Raw genomic sequence first — 25551 nt, 5'->3', positions numbered from 1 at the left:
CCGGGGCGAATCCCGGCCCCCGCAGTCAAAACAAAACCAACACCAAAACCAGCCCCAAGCCCTGACCCATGAACCGCAACCAGCTACAAAACAAGGAGCATCTTCAAGGCTGCGCCCACCGCCGCAGCAGGTTGTGATACACGCCGGTGAGCTGCACCAGCCGCGCATCATCCGCCGCCACCAGCGGCGTGAGTTGCTGAATGCTCTGATCCAGATCGAACAGCAGCGTGCGCTCGCCCTCGTCCTGCACCATGCTCTCAATCCAGAAAAACGACGCCACACGCGCCCCGCGCGTCACCGGCGTCACCTGGTGCAGGCTGCTCGACGGGTACAGCACCATGTCGCCCGCCGCCAGCTTCACGCTCTGCACGCCGAACGGCCCCTCCACCTCTAGCTCCCCCCCGTCGTACTCGTCCGGCTGCGCCAGGAACAGCGTGGCCGACAGGTCGGTGCGCATCTGCTGGCTGCTGCCGGGCAGCGCCATGATGGCGCCGTCCACATGGGCGCCATACGTGCCGCCGCCGGCATAGCGGTTGAACTTCGGCGGGTAGATGGTGCGCGGCAGGGCGGCGCTGATGAACAGCGGCGTGCTGCCCAGGCGCCGCAGGATGTGCTGGCCCAGGCGCACGGCCAGCGGGCTGCCGTCCTCCAGCTGCTGGTTGCGCTTGACGCTCTGCGCCAGCGTGCCGGCGGTGGCGCCGCCGTCGTGCCAGTCGGCGGTGTCGAGCTCGGCGCGGAAGGCGCGCACCTCGTCGGGGGTCAGGACCTGGTCGATGGAAATCAGCATGGCGATGTGGGAAGGGGATCGGGGCAGGGCACCAGGGCGTCGGGCGTGATGTCGGCCAGGGCGGCGCAGCCGGCCTGGGCCATGCAGGCCTGCAGTTCTTCCTGCAGCAGGGTCAGCAGGTGCGCCACGCCCAGGGCGCCGGCCACGGCCAGGGCATAGGTCTGTAGCCGTCCGATCAGCACGGCGTCGGCGCCCAGCGCCAGCGCCTTGAAGGCGTCTTGGCCGCTGCGGATGCCGCCGTCGAGCAGCACGGGAAAGTCGGCGCCCACGGCGGCGCGCACGGCAGGCAACATGGACAGGCTGGCCGGCGCGCCGTCCAGGCTGCGCCCGCCGTGGTTGGAGACGATGACCCCCGCCGCGCCGGCCGCCTGCAGCTGGCGCGCATCCTCGGGGTGCAGCACGCCCTTGGCCCAGACCGGCAGCCGTGTGGCCGACAGCAGCCACTGCAGATCGTCCCAGGTCGGCGCATGGCGCATGGCGCCCTGGAAGATGCGGCTGTCATCCGGGCGCAGCGGCGCGGGGGCGGAAGGCGGGTAGCCGGCCAGGTTGGCGGCCGTGCACTCGGGCGGCAGCACGAAGCCGGCCGCCAGAGCACTCCGGCTGGGCAGCTGGATGCTGGCGTCCAGCGTCAGCACGATGGCGGAGAAGCCCGCACCTTCCGCCCGCGCCAGCAGGTCCCGCGTGTGCGCGCGCTCGGGCTGCAGGTACAGCTGGAACCAGCGCGCGCCGCTGCCCGCCGCCTGGGCGATGGCCTCCAGCGGCTGCGACGACAGGGTGCTGGCGACCAGGCAGGTGCCGGTGGCCTCGGCGGCGCGGGCGGTGGCGACTTCGGCGTCCGGGTGCGCCAGGCGCTGGTGCGCCACCGGGGCGAGCAGGAAAGGGTGGGGCAGCACCTGCCCGGCCAGCCGCAGCCGCGTGTGTCCGCCGCGCACGTCGCGCAGCAGGCGCGGCAGCACCGCCCAGCGGGCGAAGGCGGCACGGTTGGCGGCCACGGTGGTGTCCCAGCCGCCGCCGCCGGCGATGTAGGCCAGCCGGTCCGCCGGCAGGTGCGCGGGCGCCAGGCGCTCGTAGTCCGCGGCGTTGAACAGGCCGGTTGGCAGGCGTTCCGGTTCCATCTAATTTGATAGCAAACTATGGTTTGTCTGTCAGGACATGCGAGCATTTTGAATGCAAAAAGCCCGCGGCAGGGCCGGTGAGGCGCCTGCGGCGGGCCGCTGGACCAGCCGGCCGCCCTCCTGCACGGGCAGGCCGGGCGGAGGCGGGTAGGGTCACAGGTCCAGGTTCAGCGTCAGGCGCACGGCGCGCGCGTCGCCCTTGTACAGGAAGGCGCCCGAGCGGTACACGGCGGTGAAGTAGTCCTTGTCGGTCACGTTCAGCACGTTCAGGCGCAGGTTGGCGCTCTTGTTGATGCGGTACGTGGCGAACAGGTCGTACACGCTGAACGACGGCACGGGCTGCGAGCAGTGGCCGTCGGCGGTGTAGCCGGCGCCGGTGTCGGGCTGGCCGCCGCAGCGGTTGCTCTCGTAGCGCGCCACGGCGCCGATCTCCAGGTTGCGCGTCAGGTGGTACTTGCCCTGCAGGTAAGCCGAACGGTCGGCGAAGTTGGACAGCGGGTTGCCCACGTTGGCCGGCGTGCTGGAGGCCAGCACCTTGGACTTCATGAACGTGGCGCCGCCCTGCACCTCCAGCAGCGGCGTCAAGTTGCCCGCCAGGCCGAACTCGATGCCGCGCACGCGGTTCTTGCCGGTGTTGAAGGTGCCCACGGCGTCATAGTTGGCGCCTTCCATCACGTCGCTCTTGGTGGTCTGGAAGATGGCGGCGGTGGCCAGCAGCTTGTCGTCCAGCACGTTGAACTTGGTGCCCAGCTCGAAGTTCTTCGACGTCTCGGGCTTGGCGCCGGCGGCCTTGCCCTCGAACACCACCAGGCCGCCGTAGCCGCTGCTGGTGCCGGTGTCGGGCTCGCCGCCGTTGATGTCCTGCGCGGTGCCGAAGCTGGCATACACCATGGCCGCCGGGTTGATCTTGAAGCTCACGCCCAGGTGACCGTTGGCCAGCGTGTCGCTGAACGCGTAGTCACCGGTCTGCGCGCCGGTGGTGTTGTTCTGCGTCAGCATGGTCAGCTTGTAGTGGTCGGCGCGCAGGCCGCCGAACAGCGTCCAGCGGTCGGTCAGGTCCACCGTGTCCATGGCCGACAGGGCGAAGGTCTTGACGCGCCAGTCGCGGCTCCAGTCGCGGCGCTCGTAGCTGCGCCCGGCCAGGCTGCCCAGGTTGCCCACGACGTTGCCATTCGGGTCGGTGATGCAGTAGCTGTTCTGCGGGCCGTTGCGGCCCGAGGTGCGGCAGTTGGTCGCAGCGGTGCTGGTCACGCCGTAGTTGCCCGACAGCACCTTGTGGTCGGTGTATTCCAGGCCGAAGACGAATTCATGCTTCAGGCCGCCGATCTGCTTGTCCCAGCGCAGGTTGCTCTGATGGGCAAAGTACTCCACTTCCTGCCAGCCGGTGTGGCCGGCGTCGATCGCGGCGGCGGTGCCGATGGGTTTGTTGGCAGCGTCCAGCACCGTGGCGCTGGAGGCGCCGGTGGTGGCATAGCTGTTCTTGGACTCGCCGTAGCGCGTCAGGCTGGTCAGCTTGACATCCGGCGTGAAGCGGTAGTTGACGCGCGCCGTCACTGTGTCCACGTCCGACTTCAGGAAGTCGCTGTCCTGCGCATACACCGGCACACCGCGCGCCGGATAGCGGTTGGGCGCCGTGCCGGCCAGGTAGTGCCCCAGGTCCGGGTGCTTGTCCTTGGCGCGCAGGCCGTAGTAGTCCAGCGTGACCGACAGGTCTTCGTTCACGTTCCACAGGCCCGACAGGGCCAGGCCGTTGCGCTGGCGCTTGGACGGGTCGCGGTCCGGCACGCCCTCGCTGGACAGCAGGCCGTTGGCGCGCAGCGCGAAGGTCTCGGAGAAGACCTTGTTGGCGTCCAGAGTCAGGCGGCGGTGGCTGTCCGTGCCCACGCCGGCGCTGATGCGGTTGAAGCTGTAGTCGGTGGTCGCCTGCTTGGTGATGGCGTTGATCGCGCCGCCGGCCGAGCCGCGGCCGGCGAAGCTGGAATTCGGGCCCTTGGTGATCTCCAGTTGCTCGATGGCGAAGCTCTCGCGCGTGGTCATGCCGGGGTCGCGCAGGCCGTCGACGAACACGTCCGAGCGCGCCTCCTGGCCGCGGATGATGTAGCGGTCGCCAAAGGCGTTGCCGTTCTCGCCGGTGCCTAGCGTGATGCCGGGCTGCACCGCCAGGATCTGCTTCAGGTCGGTCTGGCCGGCGTCGCGAATGGCCTCGCCAGTGACCACCGAAATCGTCTGCGGCGTCTCGGCCAGCGGGCGCGTGTGGCGGCTGTCGGCCGAGGTCTTGGCCTTGTAGGGCGCGCCAACCTCGGCGTTGGGGTTCGGATCGATCTTCTGCTCCTGCACCGTCACCGTGGGCAGGGTGGTCGCGGACTGGGCTTGCTGGGCCAGGGCGGACAGCGGCAGCAGGGCGGCGGCAGCGGCAACGCCGCCGCTGGCCAAGCGCAGGCTCCTGGGCTTCTTGAGGGAGGAAGTGGACATGGAACGGGTCAACACAAAAGAAAAGAGGTCCGTGGGACCTCGGGACAGATGGCGTGTATCAGCGCGATTATTGTTGAGAATCAATATCGTTCGCTTGCCGGCAGGGAAAAATGGCGTGTTTTCTCGTCGGACCTCCCTGACAGCGCGCCTGCGGCCGCCCGGTTGTCGCTTTTCCGCGACGCCCGAGCCGCGTCCGATGGTTCAGACGTTGATCAACCAGCCGTCCTCACGCCGTGCCGCACCGCCGTCCGTCAGTTCCTGGGCCAGCGCGTGCGCCCAGTCGTCCAGCGTCTGCTGCGCGAAATGCGTGCGGTGCAGCAGCTGCATGTAGGGCGTGGCCCGCAGCCAGGCCCGGGCGTCGGCCTCGGGCAGGCGCTGCCATTCCAGCAGCTTGTATTTCAGCAGCACCTTGGCGGCGTAACGCGCATGCCGGCGCGGCTCGGCCACGAACGCCGCCAGCCGCTGGCGTGCGCGCGCAAGGGCAGCGGGCACGTCATCGAACACGCCGCCGTGGCCGGGGATGACCAGGCGCGGCGCCAGCGTCTCGATCAGGTCCAGCGTGTCCGCCACCTCGGCGAAGCCGCCGTCGCCCGACAGCTCCGGGAAGACCACGCCGAAGCCGTTCTCCCACAGCGCATCGCCGGCGATCAGCACGCCCGACACGGGCTCGAACAGCAGCACCGCGTGTGGGTCGTGCCCCGGCGCGGCGTGCACCTGCCACGGCCGCCCGGCCAGCGGCACGCTGCCGCCCGGCGCCAGCACGCCGTCGGCGCGAAAGCGCGGGCATTCCTGGCCGGTGGGTACGTAGCCCAGCGCCTCGGCGTCCCAAGCGCGCACCTGGGCGATGTGGCCCGGCGGCACCAGCGTGCGCACTTGCGGCCAGCGCGCCTGCAGCGCGGCGTTGCCGCCGCAGTGGTCGCTGTGCAGGTGGGTGTTGAGCAGGCGCGCCAGCGGCGCATCGTCCAGGCTGGATTCGACCAGCGCCACGGTCTGCGCGGCGTGCGCGCAGTAGCCGCTGTCGACCAGCGCGGCGCCTTCGCCCGCGTCTTCGAACAGGATGTTGTTGGCCGACAGCCAGCCGCGCTCGAGCACGCTGACGCCGGGCGGCAGGGCCAGGAGCGGCGCGGCGTCAGGCGCCATCGCGCAGCGCGCGGCGCAGGATCTTGCCGACGTTGGTCTTGGGCAGCTCGTCCCGGAACTCGATGTGGCGCGGGCGCTTGTAGCCGGTCAGCTGCTCGTGGCACCAGCGGTGCACGGTGTCCTCTGTCAGCTGCGGGTCGCTTTTCACGATGAAGACCTTGATGGCCTCGCCCTGGCTGGCGTCGGGCACGCCGACAGCGGCGCACTCCAGCACGCCGGGGCAGCGGGCGATGACCTGCTCGACCTCGTTGGGAAACACGTTGAAGCCGCTGACCAGGATCATGTCCTTCTTGCGGTCCACGATGCGGCTGTAGCCGCGCTCGTCCATCACCGCCACGTCGCCGGTGCGCAGGAAGCCGTCGGCGGTGAAGGCGCGCGCGTTCTCCTCGGGCTGCTGCCAGTAGCCGGGCGTGACGTTGGGCCCGCGGATGCACAGCTCGCCCGGCTGGCCCAGCGGCACGTCGGCGCCGGCGTCGTCCTTGATGGCGATGTCGATGCCCGGCAGCGGCAGGCCGATGGAGCCGGTGAAGTGCGTGTTGTTCACTGGGTTGTTGGTGCCGATGGCGCAGGTCTCGCTCATGCCCCAGCCCTCGATCATGGTACTGCCGGTGACCTGCTGCCACTGCTCGGCCGTGGCCGCGCTGGCGGCCATGCCGCCGGCCTGCGACGCGCACAGGCTGGAGAAATCCAGCTGGCGGAACTGCGGGTTGGCCAGCAGCGCGTTGAACAGCGTGTTCACCGCCGGCAGCAGGTGGAAGGGGCGCTCGGCCAGCGTCTTGACGAACTTCGGGATGTCGCGCGGGTTCGGGATCAGCGTCATGTGCGAGCCCTGGCGGATGGCCAGCAGGCACAGGGTGAGCGCGAAGATGTGGTACAGCGGCAGCGCGGCGATGCTGTTGATGCGCGCCGTGTCGCCGATGCGCGCGAGCGCCGGCGCGAACCAGGCCTCGGCCTGCAGCGTGGCGGCGACGATGTTGCGCTGCGTTAGCACCGCGCCCTTGGCCAGGCCGGTGGTGCCGCCGGTGTACTGCAAAAAGGCCGGGCTGTCGCTGGCAACGGGCACGCGCTGCAGCGTGCGCCCGCTGCCCGCCGCCAGCGCCTGGGGAAAGCGCAGCACCTGGCGCCCGCCGGTCAGCGGGATCTCGTAGGCCGGCACCATCTTGGCCAGGTGGCGCACGGCAAAGCTCAGCCAGCGCCCGCGCACCGGGCCCATCAGGTCGCCGATGGAGGCCAGCGCCACGTGCCGCACAGCGGTCTGGTCGACGATCTGCGCCAGCACGTGGGCGAAGTTCTCCAGGATGACGATGGCCTGCGCGCCCGAGTCCTGGAGCTGGTGCTCCAGCTCGCGCGCGGTATACAGCGGATTGACGTTGACGCAGGTGTAGCCGGCGCGCAGCACCGCCGCCATGGTCACCGCGAACTGCGGCACGTTGGGCAGCATGAGGGCCACGCGCGCGCCCGGCGGCAGGCCCAGGCCCTGCAGCCAGGCGCCCAGCTGCGCCGACAGCCGGTCCAGCTCGCCGTAGGTCATCCAGCGGCCCATGCACACGGAAAACGGCCGCTCGGCGTGGCGCGCGAAGGATTCTTCCAGCAGCTGCGCGACCGAGCCGTACTGGTCGGCGTCCACGTCGTGCGGCACGCCGGGCGGGTAATGCTCAAGCCAGATGCGGGAAGCCATATGCCAGTGTTCCTTCGGAAAGCGCAGGTTGCACAAAATGACCGCCGATTGTGGGAGGCCGCGCCGGCGCGGGCCACCGGGCTTGCCCGATGTGCGCCGGTCGCGCGGGTGACTGCAGCGCGCCGTCATGTTCAAGCAAGGGAGGATGGGGATGAAGCAAATCAGCAACGCCCGCTGGCAGCGCTGGCTGGTGGCGTGGCATTTCGTGCTACTGGCGCTGTGGATGGCCTGGGCCTGGCGCCTTTCGCCCTGGCTGGCGGCGGCCGGTTGGCTGCTGGTGCCGCTGGCCTCGCGGCTGTGCATGCTGCCGCAGTTCCTGGTCATGGCGCGGGTGCGCCGCCAGGCCGGCGAAGCGCCGCCGGGCGCGGCCGCGCTGGCGCGCGCCTGGTGGGCCGAGGCCGCCTGGGCGGCACGCGTGTTCGGCTGGTGGCAGCCGTTTCGCGCGCAGGCCGTGCCCGACTGGCTGCCCGCGCCGGGCACGCCGGGCAGCGGCGCGCGCGGCGTGGTGCTGGTGCACGGCTTCCTGTGCAACCGGGGCTTCTGGCAGCCCTGGCAGCGCCTGCTGCGCGCGCGTGGCCACCCGCACGTGGTCATGACGCTGGAGCCCGCCTTCGGCAGCATCGACGGCTACGCGGCGGCGATCGACGCCGCCGTGCGCTGCATGGCCGAGGCCACCGGCCAGCCGCCGCTGGTGCTGGCGCACAGCATGGGTGGGCTGGCGGTGCGCGCCTGGCTGCGTGCCATGCCGGATGCGCAGGCGCGCGTGCACCGCGTGGTCACCATCGGCACGCCGCACCGCGGCACTTGGGCGGCGCGGCACGCGCAGGGCCCCAGTGGTATGCAGATGCGCCTGGACAGCCCCTGGCTGTGCCAACTGGCGCAGGACGAGCCGCCGGCGCGGCGGCGCCTGTTCGTGTGCTGGCGCTCGGGGTGTGACAACGTGGTCTACCCGGATACGGCCGCGCGGCTGGAGGGGGCTGAGGAGCACCGGCTGGAGGCGCCGGCGCATGTCGAGCTGGCGTTCGACAAGCGGGTGGTGCAGCACACCCTGGGACTGCTGGAGCTATGAAAAACGTAGCTGGAGGCCGTTGTGGAATATGGGCTGGGGGTGGATTTGGCTTGAATTTTCGGGGTGGGGCGGCCTCTCACCCCTCCCTCTCCCCCTGGCGGGGGCGAGGGCGAACGGGCGGCGGGGCGTCAGCCGCAGGTTCCATGGCAGGCGTCAGGCATGGGGAGCCGCCTGACCGACTCGTTCAAGCTGACCAGCTGACCGCCGCCAGGCTGCCGGCCGATCCAGCCTGCCCGCGCCCAGCTTCAATCCCGCCCATCCGCCGCGAACTCCGGCAGCCCCTGCAGCTGCGCGTACAGCGGCGCGAAGTCCTGCGCCGTCAGGTCGAACAGCTGCTGGAAGCTGTCGATGACGAAATAGGTCTGCTGGTAGCTGTCGATCTTGTAACGCGTGCGCATGGTGCGCAGCAGCTCCAGCGGCAGCCGGCGCGGCTCAGGGCTGCGCACGGCGTAGGGCAGCTCGCCGGCCGAACTCAGGATGCCCGCGCCATAGGCCCGCAAGGCCCCGTCCTCGCGGATCAAACCGAACTCGATGGTGTACCAGTACAGGCGCGACAGCATCTCGCACGCGCCCAGGCGCGCAGCTTTGAGCCCGCCCTCGCCGTAGCGCTGCACGTAGTCGGCGAACACCGGGTTGAACAGCAGCGGCACATGGCCGAACAGGTCGTGGAACACGTCCGGCTCGACGATGTAGTCGAACTCCTCGGGCTGCCGGATCCAGTCGGTGACCGGGAACTTGCGCTCGGCCAGCAGCTGGAAGAACGGCACTTCGGGGATCAGCCCCGGCACCGCCACCAGCTGCCAGCCGGTGGCTCGTGTCAGGCGCTCGTTCACGTCGTCGAAGCGCGGAATGCGCTCCTTGGCGCCCAGCGACGGCAGCGCGTCGATGAACGCCTGGCTGGCCAGGCCCGGCAGCTGCGCGCTCTGGCGCTCGTACAGCCGGTGGTAGGTGTCGTGGTCCTGGGCCGTGTAGGCGGACCAGTCCTGCGCGCAGGTGTAGTCGTCGCGGGCGCGACTGTAGTCGCCACGCGGCGGACGCTCGCTGGCGCCATAAACGACAGGTTCGACGGCCATGGCAAGTCTCCTTTTTTGTCTCTTCCCGACCGCTGCTGCACGGTCTGCACCGGCACTGGCATTGATGCCAGCAATGGCAGCGCCACCCGCATCCGCCCCGGCACCGGCACCGGCACCGGCATCGATACTGCCTCAGTCCAGCGCCAGCATCGGCCCGCCACTGGCACTCGCCCCGGCACCGGCGCCACCCCGCCAGGGCACCCGCGGATCTGGCTCCGCCAGGCCGCCAGGTGAGTCCCCCTTCCCAGCGCGCAGCGCGCCAGAGAAGGGGGAAGACGCCGCAGGCGTCTCAGGGGGTTGCGTTCAAGACCCCGCGCCGCACCTGATCGCGCTCCAGCGACTCGAACAGCGCCTTGAAATTGCCCTCGCCGAAGCCGTCGCGAAAATCCCCGCGGCGCTCGATGAACTCGAAGAACACCGGCCCCAGCATCGGCGTGGAGAAAATTTGCAGCAGCAGGCGCGGCGTGCCGTCCTCGGTGGTGCCGTCCAGCAGGATGCCGCGCGACTGCAGTTCGGGCACCGGCTGGCCGTGGCCGGGCAGGCGGGTCTCCAGCATTTCGTAGTAGATGTCGTTCGGCGCGCTGGCCAGCGGCACGCCGGCCAGGCCCAGGCGGTCCACCACCTCGGTCAGGCTGTCGCAGATCAGCGCGATGTGCTGGATGCCCTCGCCGTTGAACTGCATCAGGAATTCCTCGATCTGCCCGCCGCCCTGCTTGGCTTCCTCGTTCAGCGGGATGCGGATGCGCCCGTCCGGCGCGGTCATGGCCTTGCTGGTCAGGCCGGTGTATTCGCCCTGGATGTCGAAGTAGCGGATCTCGCGGAAGTTGAACAGGCGCTCGTAGAAGTTCGCCCAGAAGCCCATGCGCCCGCGATACACGTTGTGCGTCAGGTGGTCGATCTCGTTCAAGCCGTGGCCGGCGGGGCGCTGCGGCACGCCGGGCAGCCACTCGAAGTCGATGTCGTAGATCGAGCGGCCGTCCTCGAAGCGGTCGATCAGATAGAGCGGTGCGCCGCCGATGCCCTTGATCGCCGGCAGGCGCAGCTCCATCGGGCCGGTCGGGATGTCGATGGGCTGCGCGCCCAGCTCCAGCGCGCGGTGGTAGGCACGGTGCGCGTCGCGCACCCGAAACGCCATGCCGCAGGCCGACGGGCCGTGCTCGGCGGCGAAGTACGCGGCGTGGCTTTTGGGCTCACGGTTCAGGATGAAGTTGATCTGGTTCTGGCGGTACAGCACCACGTCCTTGGAGCGGTGGCGCGCCACTTCCGTGAAGCCCAGGCGCTCGAAGACCCGCTCCAGCACGCCGGCCTGGGGCGCGGCGAACTCGATGAACTCGAAGCCGCACAGGCCCATGGGGTTGTCCCAGGCGTCGGCGTCGCGGGTGGCATGGGCGGGAAGGGCGGCGGTCATGGGCAGGTCTCCTGGATTTATCGCGCTTTATTGCGCTGGATCAAGCCACCCACTGTAGGACCAGAAGCGAAAAGGATTCGCGCGAAGCGCAGGGCATTTGCCGCGATCCGCGCAGGAATCTTGTGCCTGTCTGCCATATCGCGCGCGCTTTTGGCGCCAGGGTATGCCCGCACGGCGCTGGCGCGGCGCATGCCTAGAATTTGCCGCCATGCAGCGCAGCGACCCCACCCCCCCGCTTCTGGACAAGCTGGACCGCGCCATCCTGCAGCGGCTGCAGGACAACGGCCGCGACACCTACGACGCCATCGGCGAGCAGATCGGCCTGTCGCCCAGCGCCGTGCTGCGCCGCGTGCGCCGGCTGGAGGACGCCGGAGTGATCGAGCGCTACGTGGCGCTGGTGCTGCCCGAGCGCATCGGCCTGGGCCTGACAGCCTACCTGAACGTGCGCCTGGAGAAAGCCACCGAAAGCCACAAGCGCAACCCCATGGACCAGTTCCGTGCCAGCGTGCAGACCTGGCCCGAGGTGGTCGAGTGCGCGGCGCTGACCGGCGAGATGGACTATCTGCTGCGCGTGGTGGTGGCCGACATGGCGCACTACAGCCGCTTCATCATGGACACGCTGCTCAAGCACCCCAGCGTGCAGGACTGCAAGACCAGCTTCGTGCTGGACCGGGTGAAGGCGACGACGGCGTTGCCGGTTTAGCAGGGACACCCCCCTGAGGCGCTGCGCGCCTTCCCCCCGCTCTCGCATTGCTGCGCAATGCGGGCAGGGGGCGCTAGCGCAGCGCGGCGGGGCGGCCCTTGCGCGGCTGCCCTGGCCTAGGGCGCGCCCGGAGCAGGTGGTAGGGTGAGAGCGAACCCTGGCAGTGAAAGAAAGCTCATTTTTTGATAGCTAGTAGCGTATATTTCTTCAGGGTTTGAGCGGTTTTTCGCTTGAAATCTCGGCCATAAGCCCTGCCGTATTTGTTGCATTGCAGCAAACGGTCGGCACATTCCTAGGGAAAACCCTAGAATGGCCGCCATGCCCGCTCCCCAGTCCCTGCTTCACGCCTTTCTTCCTGCCGGTGCGGAACGTTCGCGCCTGCGCCGGCAGCCGGGCCGAGGTTCTGCCATGAATTCCGTGATGGTGCCGATCCGCGCCCTGGGCCCGCAGCACCGCGCCCGCATCGCCGAGCACCTGCTGGGCCTGTCCGAGCGCGACCGTTATCTGCGCTTCGGCTACCCGGCCAGCGATGCGCAGGTACAGCGCTACGTGGAGCTGCTGAACTTCGAGCGCGACGCGCTGCTGGGCATCTTCAACCGCAAGCTGGAGCTGATCGCCATGGCGCACGTGGCCTTCAGCGCCATGCGCGACCTGGGCGAGTGCGCCGAGTTCGGCGTCTCGGTGGCCGGCAAGGCGCGCGGGCGCGGCTTCGGCGCGCGGCTGTTCGACCGCGCCATCCTGCTGGCGCGGCACCGCGGAGTGAGCATGATGTTCATCCACGCCCTGTCCGAGAACACCGCCATGCTGCGCATCGCGCGCAACGCCGGCGCCAGCGTGCGCCGCGACGGCCCCGAGTCCGAGGCCTGGCTGCAGCTGCCCCCGGCCGGCTTCGACACGCACATGTCCAAGCTGATGGCCGAGCAGTTCGGCGAGGTGGACTACCGCCTGAAAAAGCAGGCGCGCCAGTTCTGGAGCCTGCTGTCCGACGTGCAGGAGATCCGCCGCGGCGTGCAGGACGGCCGCCACCGCGCGGCCGAGTAGCAGCCGCTGCTGCTGGCGCGCGGGGCGGCGCGCGCGCATCCGCTATCCTTGGCGGCTGTCTCAACCCATTGCACGCCCCTGCACCCGCATTCCGTGTCCGACCCGCATCCTGCGCGCGCGCCTGCCTCCGAAGGCAGCGAGGACAAGCGCTCCTTCCTGCAGCGCCTGATCGAATTCATCCGTCCTGGCCCGGACTCCACCGACGAGCTGATCGCCACCCTGGCCGAGGCCGAGGACAACGAGGTCATCAACGCCGACGCGCGCGTGATGCTCGAGCGCGTGCTGCGCATGGCCGAGATGACCGCCGCCGACGTGCTGGTGGCGCCCTCGCGCATGGACATGCTGGACATCGACGCGCCGGTGGACACGCTGATGCACCAGGTCATCCAGACCGCGCACTCGCGCTTTCCGGTCTACCAGGGCTCGCGCGACAACATCATCGGCATCCTGCTGGCCAAGGACCTGCTCAAGCGCTGGCGCTCGCCGGAGCTGAGCCTGCGCGCGCTGGTGCGCCCGGCGCTGTTCGTGCCCGAGAGCAAGGGCCTGCACGAGCTGGTGCGCGAGTTCCGCGGCACGCGCAACCACCTGGCCATCGTCATCGACGAGTTCGGCCGCACCGCCGGCCTGGTCACCTTCGAGGACGTGATCGAGCAGATCGTCGGCGAGATCGAGGACGAGTTCGACATTGCCGAGGACGAGGGCGACATCTTCGCCCTGGCCGACGGCACCTGGCGCGTCAGCGGCCACACGCCCATCGAGCGCGTCGCCGAGGCCTTCGACACCCGGCTGGAAGGCAGCGACCCCGAGGAAGAGTTCGACACCATCGGCGGGCTGATCGCGCACGAGCTGGGCCGCGTGCCGCACAAGGGTGAATGCCTGGTGCTGGGCGGGCTGAAATTCGTCGTGCTGCACACCAAGGGAGGCGCCGTGCGCTGGTTCAAGGTGGCCCCGGCCGACGGCGAGCCGGACGGCAGCGCCGCACCCGCCGCCAGCTGATGCTGCCGCCCCCCTCACTGCACGCGCCGCGCGGCGCGGCGCCCTGGCTGCTGGCCGCAGGTGCCGGGCTGGCGCAGGCCGCGTCGCTGGCGCTGCCCGGCAGCGGCCGGCCGCTGTGGTGGCTGCAGATCGCCTCGCTGGCGCTGCTGGCGCGGCTGCTGCTGGCGCTGCCCGCCGGGCGTGCCGGCGCATGGCGCGCCGGCCTGCTGGGCTGGCTGTTCGCCACCGCCTGGCTGTGCGGCACCTTCTGGTGGCTGTTCATCTCCATGCACACCTACGGCGGGCTGGCCGCGCCGCTGGCGGCGCTGGCGGTGCTGGGGCTGGCCGCCTTCCTGGGCAGCTACTACGCCGTGGCCTGTGCCTGTTTTCGGGCTGTGGCCCCTATGGGGCGCTGGCATGCAGCTATGCTTTTTGCAGCGCTGTGGCTGCTGGCCGAACTGGCGCGTGGGCAGTGGTGGACCGGCTTTCCGTGGGGCGCCGGCGGCTACGCGCATGTGGACGGGCCGCTGGCGGTGCTGGCGCGCAGCGTCGGCGTGTACGGCATCGGCTTTGCCGCTGCGCTCGCCGCGTTGGGCCTGGCGCAGTGGCGCGTGCGCGACCTGCGCAGCCTGCGCTGGTGGGCCGGCGTGGTGGCCATCGCCGTCGCCTGGGGCCTGCTGGCCGTGCAGCGCCAGGCGGCGGTGAAGGACGCAGGGCACGACGCCGGCGCGCCGCTGTCGCTGGCGCTGCTGCAGGGCAACATCCCGCAGGACGAGAAATTCCAGCCCGGCAGCGGCGTGCCGCTGGCGCTGGCCTGGTACGGCGAGCAGCTGCGCGCCGCAGACGCCCAGCTGGTGGTGGCGCCCGAGACCGCCATCCCGCTGCTGCCCAGCCAGCTGACCCCCGGCTACCTGGACAGCGTCACGCGCCGCTACCGCGAGGGTAGTGGTGACTCTGTCCAGGCGCTGCTGCTGGGCATGCCCATGGGCAGCCTGGAGGCGGGCTATACCAATTCGGTGCTGGGTTTCGCGCCCGGGCAGGCGCAGCCCTACCGCTACGACAAGCACCACCTGGTGCCGTTCGGCGAGTTCATCCCGCCGCTGTTCCGCTGGTTCACCGAAATGCTGAACATCCCCCTGGGCGACTTCGCGCGCGGCGGGGTGGGGCAGCCGTCGCTGGCCTTCGCCGGCCAGCGCCTGGCGCCCAACATCTGCTACGAAGACCTGTTCGGCGAGGAGCTGGCCGCGCGCTTCACCGACCCGGCGCAGGCGCCGACGGTGCTGGTCAACGCCAGCAACATCGGCTGGTTCGGCGACAGCATTGCCATCGACCAGCACCTGGCCATCAGCCGGCTGCGCGCGCTGGAGCTGGAGCGCCCCATGCTGCGCGCCACCAACACTGGCGCGACTGCCGTCATCGACCATCGCGGCCGTGTCACCGACCGGCTGGCGCCGCACACGCGCGGCGTGCTGCGCGCCGAGGTGCAGGGCCGCAGCGGCCCGGTCACGCCGTATGCCTGGTGGTCCGGCCGGCTGGGGCTGGCGCCGCTGTGGCTGGGCGGCCTGGCGCTGGCGCTGCTGATGGCCTGGCGCGGCAGGCGGGCGCGCCTGTGATGCGGCCCCGTCCTGCAGCGCGATGCGCCCGTGGCTTGACCTTGAACGGCGGTCAAGCGGCCCCGACCTTGGATAATGGCCCCCTTTCAGGGGGATAAGATTTATTCGGCAGCGCGGCAACGCCTAGCACCTTTGCCCCTTCTTCTTTTGCACGCCGGTCATCACCGGGCAGACCCTTTCCACAAGAATTCCACCCTCACACAATGGCTGAATCCTTCTCGTACGACCAACTGATCGCCTCGGGCGAGGGCCGGTTGTTCACGCCGGACAGCGGGCGCCTGCCCCTGCCCCCCATGCTGATGTTCGACCGCATCACGCACATCGACAGCGACGGCGGCGCGCATGGCCTGGGCAAGATCGTGGCCGAGCTGGACGTGAAGCCGGGGCTGTGGTTCTTTGAATGCCACTTCCAGGGCGACCCGGTCATGCCTGGCTGCCTGGGGCTGGACGCCATGTGGCAGCTGATCGGCTTCTACCTGACCTGGCTGCGCCTGCCGGGCCGGGGCCGCGCTCTGGGAGCCGGCGAGGTCAAGTTCACCGGCGAGGTCGGCCCGGACGTCAAACTGGTGACCTATGAGATCGACATCAAGCGCGTCATCAAGCGCAAGCTGAACATGGCCATCGGCGACGCCCGCCTGCTGGCCGACGGCAAGGAAATCTACGTGGCCAATGACCTGCGCGTGGGCCTGTTCCTGCGCGAGGGCGCCAAGGGCCAGGAGGCGGCAGGCACATGAGCAGCAAGAAGCGTGTGGTGATCACGGGCGCGGGCATCGTCTCGTGCATCGGCAACGACCTGGGCCAGGTGGAGCAATCCCTGCGCGAAGGCCGCTCGGGCATCCGCGCCGTGCCGAAATTCACCGAGCTGGGCATGCGCAGCCAGGTCGGCGGCACGCCCGAGATCGACCTGGAGTCGCGCATCGACCGCAAGCAACTGCGCTTCATGGGCGATGCCGCCGCCTACGCGCAGATCGCCCTGGAAGACGCCATTGCCCAGTCCGGCCTGACGCCAAACCAAGTCAGCCACCCGCGCACCGGCCTGATCATGGGCTCGGGCGGCGGCTCGCCCGAGAACCAGATCCAGGCCGCCGACACCCTGCGCGAGAAGGGCATCCGCCGCGTCGGGCCGTACCAGGTCACGCGCTGCATGAGTTCCACCGTCTCGGCCTGCCTGGCGACCAACTTCAAGGTCAAAGGCATCAACTACTCCATCACCTCGGCCTGCTCCACGTCGGCACACTGCATCGGCGCCGCGGCGCAGCAGATCGCCTGGGGCATGCAGGACGTGATGCTGGCCGGCGGCGGCGAGGAAATGTCCTGGGGCATGGCGCTGCTGTTCGACGGCATGGGCGCCATGTCTGCTAAGTACAACGCCACGCCCGAGAAAGCCTCGCGCGCGTATGACGCTAACCGCGACGGCTTTGTGATTGCCGGCGGCGGCGGCGCGGTGGTGCTGGAGAGCCTGGAGCACGCTGTAGGAAGAGGCGCGACCATCCTGGCCGAGGTGGTGGGCTTTGGCGCCACCAGCGACGGCGAGGACATGGTCGCCCCCTCGGGCGACGGCGCCGTGGCCTGCATGCGCCAGGCCATGGAGGGGCTGGATGGGCCCATCGACTACATCAACACCCACGGCACCTCGACCCCCGTGGGCGACATGCAGGAAGTGCGCGCCATGCGCCAGGTGTTCGGCGATGCCGTGCCGCCGTTTTCCTCGACCAAGTCGCTGACCGGGCATTCGCTGGGCGCCACCGGCGTGCAGGAGGCGATTTACTGCCTGATCATGCTGCAGAAGGGCTTTATCGCCGGGTCCGTGAATGTGGACACGCCCGACCCGGAGTTGGGCGACATGCCGCTGGTGACAAAGACGCGCGATGCCCAATTGACGCAGGTGCTGAGCAACAGTTTCGGCTTTGGCGGCACGAACGCCTCGCTGGTGCTGCGCCGCTGGGATGGGGCCTGAGTCTTCGTTCCTCTCTTGCCTTTGCACCTGAAAAGCCGCTTCCGCAAGAAGCGGCTTTTTTCATGCCCCGCATTCCAGGCATTTTCTATAACGCGTCCAGCGGACTCAGAATGCCGCGCCCGCCCTTGTTCAACACGTGCGTGTAAATCATGGTCGTGCTGACGTCGGCGTGGCCCAGCAATTCCTGCACCGTGCGAATGTCATAGCCTGCCTGAAGCCAATGCGTGGCAAACGAATGGCGCAGCACATGCGGTGACACGGGTTTATCGATCTGCGCCAGTTTCGACGCTTCACGCACTGCGCGCTGCACCGATTCGGGATAAACATGGTGACGCCGCTCTAGCAGCTCGCCTGTGCGTGCATCCGGACGCGGGTCCATGGAGCGCACCGGCGACGGAAACACCCACTGCCAGGCCCAGGCTTTGTCGGCATTCGGATATTTCACGGCCAGTGCATGCGGCAGGTGTACGCGGCCCAACCCGGCGGCCAAGTCTTTCTGATGCAGTGCTTGTGCCTTGCGCAGTTGCGCCTGCATGGGCTCGACTAGATTTTCGGGCAGAACCGTCACCCGGTCCTTGCCGCCCTTTCCTTCGCGAATGATGATCTCGCGCCGCGTGAATTCCACATCTTTCACGCGCAGGCGCAGTGCTTCCATTAATCGCATGCCGGTGCCGTAGAGCAAACGGGCGATCAGGCCCATCGTCCCGTTATCCATGTGCATCAGCATCGCGCGCACCTCGCTGGGCGTCAGCACGACCGGGAGCCGCTGCGGTCGTTTCGCTTGCACCACCTCGTCCAGCCAGGGCAGATCGATCGCCAAAACCTGCTTGTAGAGATACAGGATCGCCGCCTTGGCCTGGTTCTGCGTGGATGCCGATACCTGTCGATCTACCGCAAGGTAGCTCAAAAACGCTTCCACTTCGGACGCACCCATCTCCTGTGGATGGCGCTTGTTGTGATACAAGATGAAACGTCGCGCCCAGTCCAGGTATGCCTGCTCAGTGCGAATGCTGTAGTGACGCGTACGCAGGTGGGTACGCATACGGTCCAGGAGCTTGGGTGCCTGGACGGATGAACCCGAAGTTTCAGACGATGTGGCAGTGTCGGCAACCATCCGCAAATTTTTAGGTTTGCCTAAATGGTTGGCAAGACCGTGTTTACGAGGAGGACTGCGGGTCGAGTCCGTTGTTATCGTTCACCAAAACGAACTTTGAGGTTCGTCTAATTCTAGTTAGGCTTCCATGACACTTGCGTCGCTAATTCAGCTTATTGCGTCCTGCGTCGGCGTAGTTGGCTCCATATTTTTCGCGATTGGAATCATCCGCCAGTCCGTCGAGTCAATGGCGCAGCTTTCCGGTACGTACTGGGACGCAAATCCTCATCTGCCCAAAGCCCTTGCTGCACAAAAAGCCGACTATCTTTTCGGCGGCGGCCTCATCACGTTTGCCTTCGCGGGCCAACTGTCATCCTTCTTCGTAGATTCTTCTTCCATTGTGTTTACCGGCCCGCTTGCTGCATATGCACCTTGGCTGGCAGTTGCCGCAACAATTCTGGCCTTCTTTGTTCTTCGCTTTGCATCCGGTCGGCTTGCGGCTCACTATGAGCGGCAAATCTGGCAAAGGCTCAAGCTACGGTCGCAAGAAGCCTAACCACTCGTCCAAGCGGACGGCGTACCGCCGCCGCTTAACTCCAGCGTTAGATTTTTTCAAAAAGAGGAGTGATAAATGGGTTCTTTTTCGATTTGGCACTGGTTGATAGTTCTTATCATATTTGCGCCAGTTATTCTTGGCTTCGCAATTATGGGTCCACAAAAATCAGTTCTGGTCAAGCACGGCGCCTCCGGACTGGTAAAGAAGGGATGCTTCGGATATTGCTGGACATACCTCCTATTCGGATGGTTAGTACCAATCATTCGCGGCGAAATTGGCGTTGGCGTTCTTCACTTGATTTTAACAGCCTGCACATTTGGAATATTCCAAATAGTCATGCCATACCTTTACAACAAACAGCACATGACTCGTCTATTAACATCAGGCTGGCAACTCAATGACAATCCAGAAGTAAACAGAACTGCTCAGCTAAAACTGGGTATTGCACAGTAAATATCTAACTATTCGTCGCAGCCGACCGCTACGCGGCGGCTGAACTCAGGGCGTTAGACTGTAATAGCACACTGGTCAAATTTTGGACGCGTGTGGTAATACCGGTGTGCTGTACAAAGCTACGGTTCCCCGCCGCACTTACCTAGAATGCGCAAATTAAAATTCTGGTGCGAATTCAAATGAAAGGAAAAAAGATGAATAGTTCGATGCTAATGGCAATCGTGGTGCTAGCAGCTACGTTGGTTGGCTGTGCACCAATGCCACCGACTCAGACGGCGACGCCTTACGTATCAGAGGATTATGATGCTTATCGCGCTGTGGGGCCAAACACCGTTTTGGGGCAAGCTCTTCTACGCCAAAGAGGTGGCGGTGTAGTTACGTGCGCCGGAACAACAGCTGGACTGTTTCCGGACTCTCAGTACTTTCGGGAAGTGATCGATATTTTTGCATCGGGTCGGCAGATGATCCCTGTCCCTCCAGGAGGTGGCCGCGTTCCGGGCCCTGCTGTGCGGTCGGCGGTATGCGATGCAAGTGGAAACTTTGCTTTCGAAGGGGTGCCGCAGGGGCGGTGGATATTGGTGGCCCAAGTTAACTGGACGGTTGGTAAAGCGTCGCAAGGAGGATTGCTTCGCCGGGAAGTGGAAGTGATTGAAGGCGCGAGCAATCGGTTTATTCTCGCTGAGGGCGACAGGAGGTAACGTTTCTTGCCGGTGCGTGGTAGTCAACTCCGACTTTAGCCTGTTCAGAAATACGCAATATTGAAGCCATGCTTCATTCGCCGGCATTTAGCTACTCAAGCGTTTATCCGTTGGGGGGCTGAGTGTGGGGCTTCGCTTTTTTGGGCTGCGCCAGTTTCAAGCCTTTTTGGCCTCCAGCGCTTGCGCAGCCTGCGCTGGTAGCTATCGTTTTGTAAATACTTCGCCGCTTCCGTGGCGCTTTGCTTTTTCGCAGTTTTGGCGCGTCGTCAGGTTTGGGCTGTCCGTTCTGGTACCTGGTTCTAACTCTGCGCTCAAGCAGACTCGCCTTCGGCGAGCTGCTTAGCTTGTTCGTTAGCCCTCTATGGATCTTCTCGACGTCACTGATCTTTCAGCAGCCGAAACCCGCGCGATATGGGCTCTTGCGAATGCGCCGCTTCGGAGTCTCTCCGGCACGGTTGCATGGTCGTTCGAAGGCAACGGCATTCGCACGCGTACGACCTTCATCGAAGCGTTTCGAGAACTCGGTCTCGCCTATGTCGAGTTGCCCAATCTCTTGAAGACAAGTGAGCGGGCATGCGATTTGGCGGGTTACCTTGATCCCTTTTACGCCATGTACGTTGTACGCGAGTCGAACCACGAGCGGCTGCAAGAGTTCGCGGCAGCATCATCTCGACCCGTTATCAACGCTATGTCGCGCGCAGCCCACCCTTGCGAGGTTCTGTCAGATGCCTACTACATCGACTTCAAAATTCGGCCTATTGAGAGCGTAAGGATTGGTCTCTGGGGACCGACCACCAACGTGTTTCGATCCTGGCATGCACTGGCATCGGTCTTCGGCATCGAGATTCAGCACTTCTGCAGCTCAGAGTTTCATTCTGAAAATTGCAATGTCGTCTTCAATACCGGCCCAACCGAGACTGTCGATATCTTGGTCACTGACGGTTGGCCCAACGAATTCAATGATTCGGCTTGGTCGCTCACGCGAGAACATCTGGCACGCCTTGGTAATCCGAAGCTCTTGCCCACGCCGCCGTTTTCCATCGGTAGGGAAGTGGGCTTTGATCCCATTGCTTACGAGGGCTTCGTTGGCTACGAGCAGAAGCGCGTCCTGTTGTCTGTCCAGCGGGCAATTCTTATGCACGCAAAGGGCTAACTCAGCATTCCAGCCGACCGCCTACGGCGGCGGCTGAATTTCGTCGTTAGCCGCTACAAGGAATTCGCAGCCATGGGACTTTTGACTTTCAGCATTAATGTCACCCTCGACGGTTGCGTCGACCACCAAGAGGGAATCGCCGACGACGAGACAACAGCCTTTTTCACTCGCCTCATGAATGAAGGTGGAGCGATGTTGTGGGGCCGCGTTACCTACGAAATGATGGAAAGCTATTGGCCGACAGTCGCCCGAGGCGACGTGGAGGCATCGCCAGCGATCCGCGACTGGGCAGTCAAGCTAGAGAACAAGCCGAAGTACGTGGTTTCATCGACCCGAAAGGACTATCGGTGGAACAACACTCGCCACGTCGTCGGCGACCTTCGCTCGGAGATACAGAAATTAAAGGATGCGACTCCGGCTGGTGTGCTCCTTGGTAGTGGCAAGCTCGCCACAGAATTGGATCGGCTGGATCTAATCGACGAGTACATGTTCCTCGTCCAACCCAGGATCGTCGGCCACGGCCCGACCCTGTACCAGAGTGGGCTGCCGAGCACACGACGGCTAGATTTGGTCTCGGCGAAACCGTTCCGCTGCGGCGCAGTCGCCATGCACTATCGGCGTCAGCGCGGCTAACAATTCGTTCAAGCCGACGCCGCTTCGCGGCGCGGCTTAACTCAAGCGTTAAGTGTCACCAACACCCGAAACCATGCTCGAACCAATAGTCGGTTTCTTTGACAAGCTCATAGATCAATTCACTTGGCGGAGGCTTGTTTTCTTGGCAGTTTTTCTTGTGATTGCCGGTGGCGGCCTGTCGGTATTTGAAATCTATACGCAAAGCTTCAAGTTGGCTCGCATAGAGAAGCAAGTAGTACTTCTGGAAAAACTGGCCAGCTCCAGCTCAAAGCAGGAAATAAAAACAAATCCTGAACTTCACGCATTGGCGTCGTCATTAATAATGCAACTCCGCGCGACCGACGTCAGTGTGCCAGTCAGCTATCAACTCCTGCCCTGGACTAAGAAGGCGTTAGCCGCCGCTGCGGCATGGTTCATATTTGGACTCTTTATTCTTTTGATTCCAAATAACTACACACGAACGAAACCCGAAACCGCATCCGTATTTGCTGGCATGACAGTTGTAGCATCTCCATTCATTGCACTATCAACAGCAATACCCACCTCTCCTTGGTTGAACTATGCCATCTATCCCATTGGGCATATATTCGTGATCATTTTCTTCCTGCTTGTGGTTGGCTTGTACATTGCGAAAAAATCATCCCGGCGCAAGCAAAGTTCAGCCTAACCCGTCAGTCAAGCGGACTGGCCTACGGCCAGCCGCTTACTTTTTTCGTTAGTCCGCAGGGAATCTGATTAATTCAAGCCATGGTTTTGCAAACGGCATTTACCTTCTCAGGCGTTATTCAGCGCCTGTTTTGTCGTTTCGCAGGGCTTCGCCTGTGGGTATGGCGCCAGTTTCAAGTCTTTTTAGCCTCCAGCCCTTGCCCAGCAAGCGCTGGTAGCTATCATTTATCAGGCATTGCGCCGCCTTCGTGGCGCAATGCTTTTTCGCGGTGTGCGCGCGTCGTCAAGCTGGGGGCTCCCGTTTTGGCACCTGCGTCTAACCCGTCAGTCAAGCCGATCCGCCTTCGGCGGCCGGCTTACCTCGTTCGTTAGGCGCTATGAATCCCATTGAGTGGCTCGAGCAGCAAGTGCCAGGCTTTCGTGAGTTACCTGAGGAAGATCGTCAGGCCATCTTTCACTTCGCGCTTCTTTGGAGCCTCTTTGAAGCAAGGGCCTTGCAAACTCGCGCGTCTGCAAACGCCATCCTTTCACTTGTCCACGAACGGCACACACAGGGTCGGCTAAACGTAAACGAGTTTCAGAATAGCCTGGCCTACTTCCGGCAACGGTACTTCGCCGAGGACACCTTCACGGCGCATTTCGAGGGCTTGAATCTTAGAAGCAATGACAGCCCGGAACTGGTGAGGCAGGTCCTGAACGGAGAGAACAACAATCCGGCTGATGTTGTCGGCTGCCTGCTTATCGTGATTTTTCGCCTCAGAAACAATCTCTTTCACGGGGTCAAGTGGGCCTATGGAATTCAGGGCCAGCGCAGCAACTTCGAGCAAGCAAACGCGGCGCTCATTTGCGCCATTACGCAGGTTGCCCAGCATGGCGCCTAACCCGTCGTTCAAGCGGACGCCTGACGGCGCCGCTCAACTCCAACGTTAGGTATTTCAGCGAGCGCATATGGACGAAGATCTTCAGCAATATTTAGAGCAAGTAAGGTTAGAGCATGAAGAACGAATCTTTTTTCTAAAGCACCATTTGGGAGCGGAGGTTCATTGGTTCTTCTCTCAAGGCTCAGAAGCATTAAAGCAGGGCCTAATACTCCCAGCATGCACCAGCTTCATCATTGGAATTGAGTCATCCTTAAGAGTAACAATGGCACAGATTGAAAAACCTGCACCAGTGGAAGAGCTTGACCCAACAAGAATTTTGAGCAATAGACTTTTGGTTGCCGCCCGAGTTGCTGGACTGCCAGTAAATAAGCTTGCTTTCCCAGAAGAAACCGACTTCATTCAAAAACTAGAGTCCGTCAAACCAAACATCAGAAATGTAGAGATTGTGCGTGTTCGACATAATCTATGTCACGGCAACATACTTGAATACATCAACAAGGATCTTGGCGAAGATAACTATTTCTTCACGCCAGAATGTTGTTTAAAACTTGCGATGCAGCTACTCATAGTTAGTAAAGCCTGGGTAGAAGAGCTCGGGAAGTTTCGCCAAGCAATGCAACATACCTAACCTTTCGCTCAAGCCGACCCGCCTTCGGCGGGCGGCTTACTTTTGTTCGTTACACGTGGAGGAAAGATGCCGGCAACCGTGACAGTACCGCTCGTCTGGACTTGTGTTGACTGGCTTCCGGACGAGACTTGGGGCAAGACACTCCTGCCGAGGCTGGTGGAACACGGTGCGATCTCCAAGCATCTAGAGCGCAGGGTCTATGTCATTCGACTCGCCGGAAATTTTGCTATTAGCTATCCAAATGGAGAATCTCCCGCCGTCTATGTGGGCGAGGGTAGCTTCGGCAGCAGAATTGCATCGCACAAGAAGTGGGCTCGAAAGCTTGAAGAGCTAGTGGGTGACTTTAAATTTCAAGTTTGTGTAGCAACGCCACGAGTAAGAAATCAGCCCACTACATACCTAGACTGTGAAGCGGCAGTTCTGCGCAGGTTCGGCGAGCGTTTCGGCTCCGCTCCGCTGTGGAATAAACAGTTTGAGCGGCGGCGATTTCAGCACCACAACTACAGCCAAGACAAGCTCGATTATGTTATCGGCAAACGCAGTGGCGCCAAGTACCATTGGGCGCTAAAGCCGATGAGAGCGTCACCGTTCTATGCGAGTTACCTCAAAACCCACGTATAATAATTCGCTCAAGCCAATGCCGCTTTGCGGCACGGCTTAGGTCAGGCGTTTGCAGGCGCAATCCTGCCTCCAGTGCGTTGCCAGAAGGCGGATAGGCCGAGCCCCTGCAATCTTCATTATTTCCAGACCAATCAACCCTTGGGAAACAAGATGCCAGAGTCAAAGAGCCAAATGCCCATTCAGAAGATTGCACGCCTGGCGGCGAAACCTGGGCGCGAAGCGGAATTGAGAGCCGCGCTACAGGTTCTTGAATCCGCTACGCGCAAAGAGCCAGGTTGCATTGAGTTCACCTTTCTTCAGGCCATTTCCAACGACGCACAATTTGTTCTTCTGGAGCATTTTGCCGATGAGGATGCCTTCAAGGCCCACATGCAACTGCCGCACACCCAGGCATTCTTCAAGGCCCAGCTTCTGGCTTCTGTCAACGCCACAGATGTCCATAGTCTTGGTAGCCCATAGCCATGCGCAAGGTGCTGGCCGAACCTTCCGTCGACAGGGTCAATCCGGCAATCCGACGCGGGCCTGTTGTGTCGAATATCTCCCGTTGCCGCCGTTTGGCCTTTGTCGAGCGATGCCGTGGCGTATCACAGAGCCCAGGGCGCTACCAGGGCTCAGGGTCGTCAATAAAGCGTAGACGCACAGTGCACAGTGCGGCCCCGCTGACGTTTTCGGTGTCACGTCAATTTTTGGAGCCTCTCATGCATTTCAAACCTTAAGGTTACAACGCTGTTTCTCCCTACCTTACCGTGAATGGTGCGCAGTCGGCCATCGATTTGTTGATCAGGGTGTTTGGCGCGACACGTTTGCGCACCATCCACGCCGATGACGGAAAATCGCGCACGGCGAGGTGCGCATCGACGAGTCGGTTTTAATGGTCACCGACGCGACCGAAGGGTGGCCTGAGATGCCGGCCCACGTGCATGTGTATGTCGCAGACGTCGATGCCACCTCTGCCCGTGCCCTCGAAGCAGGGGCAATCGGGATGCAGGAGCCGGTGCAGAAGGACGATGCGGACAAGCGCGGCGGTTTTCAGGATGATGGAGGCACCGCCTGATGGGTGGAACAACAGGTCGGGTAGGTCCGCGCAAACGTACCTGCCAGCGCTGGCTGTACCGTCTGCACTGCCGTCGCCGCATGG

Annotated in this window: 27 protein-coding genes; 19 read left to right on the top strand and 8 right to left on the bottom strand. The window is 64.5% G+C overall.

Annotation, left to right across the window (positions count from 1 at the left end):
- Window positions 1-103 precede the first annotated feature (103 nt).
- The 5 genes from BLQ61_RS08525 to BLQ61_RS08505 all read right to left on the bottom strand — a co-directional run bounded on the left by BLQ61_RS08525 (window position 104) and on the right by BLQ61_RS08505 (window position 7192).
- Window positions 104-787, bottom strand: a complete 684-nt coding sequence (locus BLQ61_RS08525; RefSeq protein ID WP_091568894.1) for a Fe2+-dependent dioxygenase — start codon at window positions 785-787, stop codon at window positions 104-106.
- Window positions 781-1902 carry an alpha-hydroxy acid oxidase gene (locus tag BLQ61_RS08520; protein ID WP_091568893.1) on the bottom strand — a complete coding sequence of 374 codons (1122 nt, stop codon included), beginning with the start codon at window positions 1900-1902 and terminating at the stop codon, window positions 781-783. Before BLQ61_RS08520 ends, BLQ61_RS08525 begins: the two co-directional genes overlap by 7 nt.
- Before the next feature lie 153 nt (window positions 1903-2055).
- Window positions 2056-4374 (bottom strand): TonB-dependent receptor, encoded by a 2319-nt coding sequence (locus BLQ61_RS08515; RefSeq protein WP_091568891.1) that lies wholly within the window; start codon window positions 4372-4374, stop codon window positions 2056-2058.
- Window positions 4375-4575: 201 nt separating this feature from the next.
- The gene (locus BLQ61_RS08510; RefSeq protein WP_091568890.1) at window positions 4576-5514 is read right to left on the bottom strand and encodes an MBL fold metallo-hydrolase; all 939 of its coding nucleotides are present in this window, start codon (window positions 5512-5514) and stop codon (window positions 4576-4578) included.
- Window positions 5504-7192, bottom strand: a complete 1689-nt coding sequence (locus BLQ61_RS08505; RefSeq protein WP_091568888.1) for an AMP-binding protein — start codon at window positions 7190-7192, stop codon at window positions 5504-5506. Before BLQ61_RS08505 ends, BLQ61_RS08510 begins: the two co-directional genes overlap by 11 nt.
- Before the next feature lie 151 nt (window positions 7193-7343).
- Here BLQ61_RS08505 and BLQ61_RS08500 point away from each other — a divergent pair, with 151 nt between their 5' ends.
- A complete protein-coding gene (locus BLQ61_RS08500) occupies window positions 7344-8261 on the top strand; it encodes an esterase/lipase family protein (RefSeq protein ID WP_342672235.1) in 918 nt (305 codons plus the stop codon).
- A 245-nt stretch (window positions 8262-8506) separates the two neighbouring features.
- Here BLQ61_RS08500 and phhA read toward each other — a convergent pair whose 3' ends face one another.
- Together phhA and hppD are read right to left on the bottom strand one after the other, a co-directional pair.
- Complete coding sequence (gene phhA / locus BLQ61_RS08495) at window positions 8507-9334, bottom strand: phenylalanine 4-monooxygenase (protein WP_091568887.1); 828 nt, start codon at window positions 9332-9334, stop codon at window positions 8507-8509.
- Between the two features lie 289 nt (window positions 9335-9623).
- Window positions 9624-10742, bottom strand: a complete 1119-nt coding sequence (hppD, locus tag BLQ61_RS08490) for a 4-hydroxyphenylpyruvate dioxygenase (RefSeq protein WP_091568885.1) — start codon at window positions 10740-10742, stop codon at window positions 9624-9626.
- A 208-nt stretch (window positions 10743-10950) separates the two neighbouring features.
- Between hppD and BLQ61_RS08485 the strand changes: the two genes are divergently transcribed.
- The 6 genes from BLQ61_RS08485 to fabB all read left to right on the top strand — a co-directional run bounded on the left by BLQ61_RS08485 (window position 10951) and on the right by fabB (window position 17031).
- Window positions 10951-11445 carry an Lrp/AsnC family transcriptional regulator gene (locus BLQ61_RS08485; RefSeq protein WP_091569125.1) on the top strand — a complete coding sequence of 165 codons (495 nt, stop codon included), beginning with the start codon at window positions 10951-10953 and terminating at the stop codon, window positions 11443-11445.
- A 318-nt stretch (window positions 11446-11763) separates the two neighbouring features.
- Complete coding sequence (locus BLQ61_RS08480) at window positions 11764-12486, top strand: GNAT family N-acetyltransferase (RefSeq protein ID WP_175488257.1); 723 nt, start codon at window positions 11764-11766, stop codon at window positions 12484-12486.
- A 93-nt stretch (window positions 12487-12579) separates the two neighbouring features.
- Complete coding sequence (locus BLQ61_RS08475) at window positions 12580-13482, top strand: CorC family transporter (protein ID WP_091568883.1); 903 nt, start codon at window positions 12580-12582, stop codon at window positions 13480-13482.
- Window positions 13482-15074, top strand: a complete 1593-nt coding sequence (gene lnt, locus BLQ61_RS08470; protein WP_091568882.1) for an apolipoprotein N-acyltransferase — start codon at window positions 13482-13484, stop codon at window positions 15072-15074. Before BLQ61_RS08475 ends, lnt begins: the two co-directional genes overlap by 1 nt.
- Window positions 15075-15277: 203 nt before the next feature.
- A complete protein-coding gene (gene fabA / locus BLQ61_RS08465; protein ID WP_091568880.1) occupies window positions 15278-15808 on the top strand; it encodes a bifunctional 3-hydroxydecanoyl-ACP dehydratase/trans-2-decenoyl-ACP isomerase in 531 nt (176 codons plus the stop codon).
- Entirely contained in the window at window positions 15805-17031 is a 1227-nt protein-coding gene (fabB, locus tag BLQ61_RS08460) for a beta-ketoacyl-ACP synthase I (RefSeq protein WP_091568879.1), read from the top strand. The genes fabA and fabB overlap by 4 nt, the downstream gene beginning before the upstream one ends.
- Before the next feature lie 85 nt (window positions 17032-17116).
- On the opposite strand, the gene BLQ61_RS08455 is transcribed toward fabB, so the two are convergent.
- The gene (locus tag BLQ61_RS08455; RefSeq protein ID WP_217629393.1) at window positions 17117-18073 is read right to left on the bottom strand and encodes an integron integrase; all 957 of its coding nucleotides are present in this window, start codon (window positions 18071-18073) and stop codon (window positions 17117-17119) included.
- A gap of 199 nt (window positions 18074-18272) precedes the next feature.
- Here BLQ61_RS08455 and BLQ61_RS17220 point away from each other — a divergent pair, with 199 nt between their 5' ends.
- The 12 genes from BLQ61_RS17220 to BLQ61_RS17460 all read left to right on the top strand — a co-directional run bounded on the left by BLQ61_RS17220 (window position 18273) and on the right by BLQ61_RS17460 (window position 25467).
- Window positions 18273-18680: a hypothetical protein gene (locus BLQ61_RS17220; RefSeq protein WP_139182735.1), complete on the top strand. Its 408-nt coding sequence runs from the start codon at window positions 18273-18275 to the stop codon at window positions 18678-18680.
- Between the two features lie 75 nt (window positions 18681-18755).
- The gene (locus BLQ61_RS08450) at window positions 18756-19133 is read left to right on the top strand and encodes a Sec-independent protein translocase family protein (protein ID WP_091568876.1); all 378 of its coding nucleotides are present in this window, start codon (window positions 18756-18758) and stop codon (window positions 19131-19133) included.
- A gap of 822 nt (window positions 19134-19955) precedes the next feature.
- A complete protein-coding gene (locus BLQ61_RS08445; RefSeq protein WP_245703924.1) occupies window positions 19956-20174 on the top strand; it encodes a DUF1010 domain-containing protein in 219 nt (72 codons plus the stop codon).
- Between the two features lie 18 nt (window positions 20175-20192).
- Window positions 20193-20984, top strand: a complete 792-nt coding sequence (locus BLQ61_RS08440; protein ID WP_091568872.1) for an ornithine carbamoyltransferase — start codon at window positions 20193-20195, stop codon at window positions 20982-20984.
- Window positions 20985-21056: 72 nt separating this feature from the next.
- A complete protein-coding gene (locus tag BLQ61_RS08435) occupies window positions 21057-21617 on the top strand; it encodes a dihydrofolate reductase family protein (protein ID WP_091568871.1) in 561 nt (186 codons plus the stop codon).
- A 73-nt stretch (window positions 21618-21690) separates the two neighbouring features.
- Window positions 21691-22284, top strand: coding sequence for a hypothetical protein (locus tag BLQ61_RS17215; protein ID WP_139182734.1), 594 nt, complete (start codon window positions 21691-21693; stop codon window positions 22282-22284).
- Window positions 22285-22364: 80 nt separating this feature from the next.
- Window positions 22365-22655 (top strand): DUF1010 domain-containing protein, encoded by a 291-nt coding sequence (locus BLQ61_RS08430; RefSeq protein WP_139182733.1) that lies wholly within the window; start codon window positions 22365-22367, stop codon window positions 22653-22655.
- Window positions 22656-22660: 5 nt separating this feature from the next.
- Complete coding sequence (locus tag BLQ61_RS08425; RefSeq protein ID WP_175488243.1) at window positions 22661-23164, top strand: hypothetical protein; 504 nt, start codon at window positions 22661-22663, stop codon at window positions 23162-23164.
- A 67-nt stretch (window positions 23165-23231) separates the two neighbouring features.
- Window positions 23232-23792 (top strand): hypothetical protein, encoded by a 561-nt coding sequence (locus BLQ61_RS08420; protein WP_091568869.1) that lies wholly within the window; start codon window positions 23232-23234, stop codon window positions 23790-23792.
- Between the two features lie 66 nt (window positions 23793-23858).
- Window positions 23859-24413, top strand: a complete 555-nt coding sequence (locus BLQ61_RS17210) for a hypothetical protein (protein WP_139182732.1) — start codon at window positions 23859-23861, stop codon at window positions 24411-24413.
- Window positions 24414-24584: 171 nt separating this feature from the next.
- On the top strand, window positions 24585-24872 hold the full coding sequence (locus tag BLQ61_RS08415; RefSeq protein WP_091569119.1) for a putative quinol monooxygenase: 288 nt from the start codon (window positions 24585-24587) through the stop codon (window positions 24870-24872).
- 388 nt (window positions 24873-25260) lie between these two features.
- A complete protein-coding gene (locus BLQ61_RS17460; protein WP_217629392.1) occupies window positions 25261-25467 on the top strand; it encodes a VOC family protein in 207 nt (68 codons plus the stop codon).
- Window positions 25468-25551: the final 84 nt, after the last annotated feature.

This window comes from Oryzisolibacter propanilivorax, from assembly GCF_900103645.1.
GTDB classification, from domain to species: Bacteria; Pseudomonadota; Gammaproteobacteria; order Burkholderiales; family Burkholderiaceae_C; genus Melaminivora; species Melaminivora propanilivorax.
The sequence above is the reverse complement of the archived record's forward strand: the minus strand, read 5'-3'. Positions and strand labels throughout refer to the sequence as shown.

Excerpts from the sequence above, each read along its gene's own strand:
- BLQ61_RS08525 (WP_091568894.1), bottom strand. The coding sequence starts at position 787 with ATGCTGATTTCCATCGACCAGGTCCTGACCCCCGACGAGGTGCGCGCC.
- BLQ61_RS08520 (WP_091568893.1), bottom strand. The coding sequence starts at position 1,902 with ATGGAACCGGAACGCCTGCCAACCGGCCTGTTCAACGCCGCGGACTAC.
- BLQ61_RS08515 (WP_091568891.1), bottom strand. The coding sequence starts at position 4,374 with ATGTCCACTTCCTCCCTCAAGAAGCCCAGGAGCCTGCGCTTGGCCAGC.
- BLQ61_RS08510 (WP_091568890.1), bottom strand. The coding sequence starts at position 5,514 with ATGGCGCCTGACGCCGCGCCGCTCCTGGCCCTGCCGCCCGGCGTCAGC.
- BLQ61_RS08505 (WP_091568888.1), bottom strand. The coding sequence starts at position 7,192 with ATGGCTTCCCGCATCTGGCTTGAGCATTACCCGCCCGGCGTGCCGCAC.
- BLQ61_RS08500 (WP_342672235.1), top strand. The coding sequence starts at position 7,344 with ATGAAGCAAATCAGCAACGCCCGCTGGCAGCGCTGGCTGGTGGCGTGG.
- phhA (WP_091568887.1), bottom strand. The coding sequence starts at position 9,334 with ATGGCCGTCGAACCTGTCGTTTATGGCGCCAGCGAGCGTCCGCCGCGT.
- hppD (WP_091568885.1), bottom strand. The coding sequence starts at position 10,742 with ATGACCGCCGCCCTTCCCGCCCATGCCACCCGCGACGCCGACGCCTGG.
- BLQ61_RS08485 (WP_091569125.1), top strand. The coding sequence starts at position 10,951 with ATGCAGCGCAGCGACCCCACCCCCCCGCTTCTGGACAAGCTGGACCGC.
- BLQ61_RS08480 (WP_175488257.1), top strand. The coding sequence starts at position 11,764 with ATGCCCGCTCCCCAGTCCCTGCTTCACGCCTTTCTTCCTGCCGGTGCG.
- lnt (WP_091568882.1), top strand. The coding sequence starts at position 13,482 with ATGCTGCCGCCCCCCTCACTGCACGCGCCGCGCGGCGCGGCGCCCTGG.
- fabA (WP_091568880.1), top strand. The coding sequence starts at position 15,278 with ATGGCTGAATCCTTCTCGTACGACCAACTGATCGCCTCGGGCGAGGGC.
- fabB (WP_091568879.1), top strand. The coding sequence starts at position 15,805 with ATGAGCAGCAAGAAGCGTGTGGTGATCACGGGCGCGGGCATCGTCTCG.
- BLQ61_RS08455 (WP_217629393.1), bottom strand. The coding sequence starts at position 18,073 with ATGCGTACCCACCTGCGTACGCGTCACTACAGCATTCGCACTGAGCAG.
- BLQ61_RS17220 (WP_139182735.1), top strand. The coding sequence starts at position 18,273 with ATGACACTTGCGTCGCTAATTCAGCTTATTGCGTCCTGCGTCGGCGTA.
- BLQ61_RS08450 (WP_091568876.1), top strand. The coding sequence starts at position 18,756 with ATGGGTTCTTTTTCGATTTGGCACTGGTTGATAGTTCTTATCATATTT.
- BLQ61_RS08440 (WP_091568872.1), top strand. The coding sequence starts at position 20,193 with ATGGATCTTCTCGACGTCACTGATCTTTCAGCAGCCGAAACCCGCGCG.
- BLQ61_RS08435 (WP_091568871.1), top strand. The coding sequence starts at position 21,057 with ATGGGACTTTTGACTTTCAGCATTAATGTCACCCTCGACGGTTGCGTC.
- BLQ61_RS17215 (WP_139182734.1), top strand. The coding sequence starts at position 21,691 with ATGCTCGAACCAATAGTCGGTTTCTTTGACAAGCTCATAGATCAATTC.
- BLQ61_RS08430 (WP_139182733.1), top strand. The coding sequence starts at position 22,365 with ATGGTTTTGCAAACGGCATTTACCTTCTCAGGCGTTATTCAGCGCCTG.
- BLQ61_RS08425 (WP_175488243.1), top strand. The coding sequence starts at position 22,661 with ATGAATCCCATTGAGTGGCTCGAGCAGCAAGTGCCAGGCTTTCGTGAG.
- BLQ61_RS08420 (WP_091568869.1), top strand. The coding sequence starts at position 23,232 with ATGGACGAAGATCTTCAGCAATATTTAGAGCAAGTAAGGTTAGAGCAT.
- BLQ61_RS17210 (WP_139182732.1), top strand. The coding sequence starts at position 23,859 with ATGCCGGCAACCGTGACAGTACCGCTCGTCTGGACTTGTGTTGACTGG.
- BLQ61_RS08415 (WP_091569119.1), top strand. The coding sequence starts at position 24,585 with ATGCCCATTCAGAAGATTGCACGCCTGGCGGCGAAACCTGGGCGCGAA.